The sequence below is a fragment of the Sutterella sp. genome, assembly GCF_052272535.1.
Classification (GTDB): Bacteria; Pseudomonadota; Gammaproteobacteria; order Burkholderiales; family Burkholderiaceae_F; genus Sutterella.
The window spans coordinates 1-5,887 of the sequence record NZ_DAVZJY010000156.1 but is presented as its reverse complement, the minus strand read 5'-3'; the positions used below and the strand labels follow the sequence as shown (position 1 = coordinate 5,887).

The following is a 5,887-nucleotide window of genomic DNA, read 5'->3' as shown; positions in this document are numbered from 1 at the left end:
GGCGCCGATGGAGCAGTAGACGGTCATGACAACCTCCCGTCGTTGGGTGTTCCGGTACCTCAATGATAGATTCGGTAGGATTAGTTTCGACTAGTTAAGCTCCAGGGGGTCGAGATCATCCCCGTCTACGACCGCAGCACGCTGATCGACCAGGCAATCCACACCCTCTCGGGCAAGCTCCTCGAGGAGTTCACCGTGGTGGCGCTCGTCTGCGCGCTCTTTCTCTGGCACGTCCGGAGCGCCCTCGTCGCGATCATCACGCTCCCGCTCGGGCTCTGCCTCGCCTTCATCGCGATGCACTTCCAGGGCATCAACGCGAACCTGATGAGCCTCGGCGGCATCGCGATCGCCGTGGGCGCGATGGTGGACGCCGCAATCGTGATGATTGAGAACGCCCACAAGAAGATCGAGGACTGGGAGCTCGCACACCCGGGCGAAACGCTCTCGGGCGAGCCCCGCTGGCGGCTCATCACGGACGCCGCGGTCGAGGTGGGGCCGGCGCTCTTCCTCTCGCTCCTCATCATCACGCTCTCCTTCATTCCGATCTTCACGCTCGAAGGCCAGGAGGGGCGGCTCTTCGGGCCGCTCGCCTGGACGAAGACCTGGTCGATGGCCGCTTCGGCGCTCCTCGCCGTGGTGCTCGTGCCCGTGCTGATGGGCTTCTGGATCCGCGGGAAGATCCCGCCCGAGGAGAAGAACCCCCTCAACCGCCTCCTCATCGCGGTCTATCAGCCGCTCCTCGCGCGGGTGCTCCGGTTCCCGAAGACGACGCTCGTGGCCGCCTTCGCACTGCTCCTCACCGTCACGTGGCCTCTCGAGCGCATCGGCAGCGAATTCCTGCCACAGATCGCCGAGGGCGACATCCTCTACATGCCCTCGACCCTGCCAGGCGTCTCCTCGGCCGAGGCCGCGGCGATGCTCCAGAAGACCGACAAGCTCATCCGCACCGTTCCCGAAGTCGCCACCGTCTTCGGCAAGGCCGGGCGCGCGGACACAGCCACCGACTCCGCGCCCCTCGAGATGATTGAAACGACCATTCAGCTCAAGCCCAAGAGCGAGTGGCGGCCCGGCATGACGATGGAGAAGATCATCGAGGAGCTCGATCAACGCGTGCGGCTCCCCGGCCTCGCCAACCTCTGGGTGATGCCCATCCGGGCCCGCATCGACATGCTCTCGACGGGTGTGAAGAGCCCGATCGGCATCAAGGTCTCCGCGCAGTCCCTGGGCGACATCGACGACGCGGCGCGCTACGGCATGACCGTGGGCGACGTGCAGGACTACATCACCACCGCCGTGGGCGGCGCGATGGTGGGCGACGTGATCGACGGCATCGCGCGCTATCCGATCTCGATCCGGTACCTGCAGAACGAACGCGAGAGTCCCGAGGCCCTGCGGCGGCTGCCGATCATCACCCCGAAGGGGCAGCAGATCACCTTGGGCGACGTCGCGCAGGTGAAGCTCATGCTCGGGCCCTCGATGCTGCGCACCGAAGGCGCGCGCCCCGCGGCCTGGGTGTTCGTGGACGCCCGCGACCGCGACATGGCGGGCGTGGTGGAGGACATCAAGGCGGCCGTGGCCGAGAGGGTGCACCTCAAGCCAGGCGTCTCCGTCGCCTATTCGGGCCAGTACGAGCTCATGGCGCGCGCTGCCGAGCGCTTGAAGCTCATGGCGCCGATGACGGTCCTCATCATCTTCGCGCTCCTCTACATCTGCTTCCGGCGCTTCGCGGAGTCGATCCTCATCCTTGCGAGCCTGCCCTTCGCGCTCGTGGGCGGCGTCTGGCTCCTCTACCTGATGGGCGACCGGCTCTCGGTCGCGGTCGGCACGGGCTTCATCGCGCTCGCAGGCCTCGCCGCGGAGTTCGGCGTCGTGATGATCGTCTACCTGCGCCACGCCGTGGCGGCCGACCCGACGCTCGCCGCCCCGAAGACCTTCACGACCGAAGCGCTCGACCGCGCGATCGAGCACGGCGCGGCGCTCCGCGTGCGTCCGAAGTCGATGACGGTGGCGGTGATCCTCGCGGGCCTCATCCCGATCCTCGTCGGTACGGGCGCGGGTTCGGAGGTGATGAGCCGCATCGCCGCGCCGATGGTGGGCGGCATGCTCACGGCGCCGCTTCTCTCGCTCTTCGTGATCCCGGCGGCGTGGAAGCTCATCATGCTCGCGAGAAAGCGCCTGTGACCCGAATGGACGAACCGACCGACTCAATGCGGCCCTGCGGAGGCGACTCCGCGGGGCCGCATTGTCTTCATCCGCCGACAAAAGCGCTCCGCTTCTTCGGCCGACGCAAAGTGCATCGCCTTTCAGCAGCCAAAGAGCACGCCGATTCCTCCCCGTCTTCGAGGAAGTCTTTCTCCGGGTGACAAAGTCGGTCCGGGCGTCTCGACGGCGCTCCGCACCGGGCTCGAGACGGAATCAAGCCCGAGCGCTTCGGCGGCTTCCTGCGCGACGCAGGCCGAGGCGCTCAGCCCCCCTGCCCGACCGCCTGCCCAAGAAAGGAAAAAAGCCCGCATCCGGTTGAGGAAGCGGGCGTACTTTTTCTGCGGCGGGAGCAGGACTACGGCGCGGGCTTCGCCGCGCTCGCCTGCGGCTTGTCGCCGGAGGGCGTCGCGTCGGCGGTCTTCTCCACCGGCGGCACGGCCTGTGCCGAGGATTCGGTCTCCTCGAGCCCGGCTTCGTCGCGCCGCGACTCGGCCTTCGGCTCCGGCTTCGCTTCGGCCTTGACTTCAGCCTCGTCCGCCTCTTCGGGCGCTGCATCGGCCGGGCGCTTGCGCCTCAGCACGGCGATGAAGTTCGCGAGCCGGCGCACCGGACGGGGCTTCTTCTCGACGTGGGGTTCTTCAGCCATTGCGGCTTCGATGTCCGCCTCGTCGCGGCTCTTCTTCGCCTCCGGATCGTCCTCCTGACGGTCGGCGGCCTGAACCTCCGCCGGATCAGGAGCGTCGGGACCGACGCGCTCGCCCATGACGGCGCCCGCCTTCATGGCCGAAGCGGTCTGCGCGGAGATGAGGCGCGCGGCGGCGTCGAGCGTGTTGAGGAAGGTGACCTTCTGCATGTCCACTTCGGGCCAGATACCGTGGCTGTCGGCCGCGACCACGATCGGGAGCTCGGGCGAGACGCGGCGCGCGGCCTCGGCCGTGCGCAGGCTTTCCGCCGACGAGTCGAGGAGCACGAGGAGCTTCGCGCGGTGCAGGTGCGCGCTCACCCAAGTCTCGTCCTTCGACGGATCGCCGAGGATCACGGAGACGCCCTTCTGCGAGAGGGCCTCGGCCGACCCTTCGTCGTCGACGACGGCGACCACCGGGACGCCCGACTCATCGAGCGCATGGGCGAAGCGCTCGACCATCGGGCCTTCGCCCGTGACCACCGCCTGATCCTGGAGCTTCTCCGGATCGGTTTCGGCGGGCAGCGCCTCGAAGGGGGCTTCGCGCATCGCGGCGACGCGCGCCCACTTCCAGCGGCTCGTCATGAACTGCCTCAGCCGGGGATCAAGCCAGAAGCCCACCGGGTTGAGGGCGATCGAAAGGATCGCGCCCGCAACGACGAGGTTGATCAGGTGCTGGTCGGCGAGTCCGAGCCCGGCCGCCTGCCCGATCAGGATGAACGAAAATTCGCCGATCTGCGAGAGCGACACGGCGACGATGATCGCGGTGTGGAGCGGATAGCGCAGCGCCCAGACGAGGAAGAACGCGGCGAGCGACTTGCCGAAGAGAATGATGAAGAGGACGGCGAGGACTTCGAGCGGCGCCGTGATGAGGATGTGCCAGTCAAAGAGCATGCCCACGCCGACGAAGAAGAGCACGGCGAAGGCGTCCTGAAGCGGAATCGACTCGGTGGCGGCGCGGTGCGCGAAGCGGCTCTCGCGCATCACCATGCCCGCGAAGAAGCTGCCCAGGGCGAAGCTCACGTGGAAGATCTCCGCGGCGAGGTACGCCACGCCCACGGCGACGGCGAGCACGAAGAGCGTGAAGAGCTCGCGCGAGCCCGTGCGCGCGACCTGCGCCATCGCCCAGGGCATCACGCGGCGGCCGACCACGAGCATGAGCGCGACGAAGAGCGCCGCGTTGAGGAGCGTCTTGAAGATCACGATCGCGAGGTCGCTGTTGGCGAGCCGCGCGGCGGAGCCCGGTTCGCCCGGAATCATGATCGAGGCGAAGGGCGGCAGCAGCACGAGGATGATGACGGTGGCGAGGTCTTCGACCACGAGCCAGCCCACGGCGATGCGCCCGTCGGGGCTCGTGAGCTTCCCGCGCACGTCGAGGGCCTTCAGGAGTACCACGGTCGAGGCGCACGAGAGCGAGATGCCGAGCACGATCGCCTGCCCCCAGGAGCGCTCGAAGAACCAGTGCGCGCAGAGCGCCCCGAGGAGCGTCGCGATCACCATCTGCAGCACCGCGCCGGGCACGGCGATTCCCTTCACGCTCCAGAGGTCCTTGATCGAGAAGTGCAGGCCCACGCCGAACATCAGCAGCATCACGCCGATTTCGGAGAGCTGATTGGCGAGCGAGGCGTCGGCGAAGACGCCCGGGGTGTACTTGCCCGCCGCGATGCCTGCGAGCAGATAGCCCACGAGCGCGGGCGAACGCAGGAACCGCTCGGCGATGAAGCCGAAGACGAGGGCGAGCGAGAAGGCGATGACCAGGGTCGAGATGAGGGGGAGGGAGTGTTCCATCGACTGCCGGGGATCCGTTGGGGGTGCTGCGGGGATGATCTCGAGCATCGAAGTATAGCGGCCTAAGCCCGGTTTTCTAAGGGTTTGTTCATAATTTCACCGCTTTTTCACAACGTCTTCATCGTCGGGCGCGCCCGCGCGGCTTGAGTGCCTCGACCGGCGTGCGTGCGCGCCGCTACAATCGGATCCACAAGACCGGCCGCGCATTCCGCGGCGCCGCGGATTTTCGACGATGTCCGAGAAGAACGAACCCAACCCGAAGCCTGCACCGGCAGGCGCTCCTTCCGAAGCGGCCGCACGCGCCGCAAAGCCCGCCGGGACGGCCCCGCAGCCCGGCGCCCCCGGCATGACGGCCGTGGCGCGCTCAGGCCTGCGCGTACAGGCGCCCGGCGCCGCCAAGCCCGTCTTCCGCCTCTGCGCGGTGGTGCCCGTCTACGACCAGCCCGCGCGCCTTGAGGGCGTCATCGCATCGTTGCGCCAGATGGGTCTCCCCGTCGTCGTCGTGGACGACGGCTCGCATGAACCTACGAAGAGCCTCTGCGACCGCATCGCCGCGCCCCTCGTCAAGGTCGTGCATCATGCCGTCAACCAGGGCAAGGGCGGCGCGGTGATCACGGGCTTCAAGACCGCCGCCAAGGCGGGCTACACGCACGTGCTGCAGATCGACGCCGACGGTCAGATCGACCTCTCGGTCGTGCCCGTCCTCGTGCGGCTCGCGCAGAAGCACCCCTCGGCCCTCGTCTGCAGCTATCCGCGCTTTGACGCCTCGGCGCCCCTGGCGCGCCGGTTTGGGCGCCGGCTCACGAACTTCTGGTGCGCCGTCAACAGCCTCTCGATTTCGTTCGAGGACGCGATGTGCGGCCTGCGCGTCTATCCGCTCGACGCCGCGCTCGCCGTCTGCGAAAACGCCCACGTCGGACGCCGCATGGACTTCGATCCGGAAATCCTCGTGCGTCTCCTCTGGGCGGGCCTGCGCGTGAAGAACGTCCCCGTTGCGGTCACGTACCCCACGGACGGCGTGAGCCACTTCCGGCCCCTAGGCGACAACGTGCGCATCAGCTGGATGCACACGAAGCTCTTCCTTCAGATGGCGACCCGCTTCCCGATCATCGTCTGGTCGCGCGCCTTCGGGCGCGACGCCGTGTGCGAGAAGCCCGCACCCGAAGAGCAGGTGAAGACGGTCCTTAAGCCCCAGGCCGTGCAGAAGCCCCAGAA

The 5,887-nt window shown here is 67.8% G+C and carries 2 protein-coding genes and 1 pseudogene; 2 read left to right on the top strand and 1 reads right to left on the bottom strand.

Going from position 1 to position 5,887, the window contains the following annotated elements; translation table 11 throughout:
- Window positions 1-105: 105 nt before the first annotated feature.
- Window positions 106-2,181: pseudogene (locus ACT6Y9_RS08095) on the top strand (efflux RND transporter permease subunit); the annotation flags it as partial.
- Between the two features lie 376 nt (window positions 2,182-2,557).
- Here the strand turns inward: ACT6Y9_RS08095 and ACT6Y9_RS08090 are convergent.
- Window positions 2,558-4,672, bottom strand: a complete 2,115-nt coding sequence (locus ACT6Y9_RS08090; RefSeq protein ID WP_443744162.1) for a cation:proton antiporter — start codon at window positions 4,670-4,672, stop codon at window positions 2,558-2,560.
- A gap of 232 nt (window positions 4,673-4,904) precedes the next feature.
- Between ACT6Y9_RS08090 and ACT6Y9_RS08085 the strand changes: the two genes are divergently transcribed.
- The coding region (locus ACT6Y9_RS08085) for a glycosyltransferase family 2 protein (RefSeq protein ID WP_443744161.1) at window positions 4,905-5,887 on the top strand (983 nt) is incomplete at its 3' end.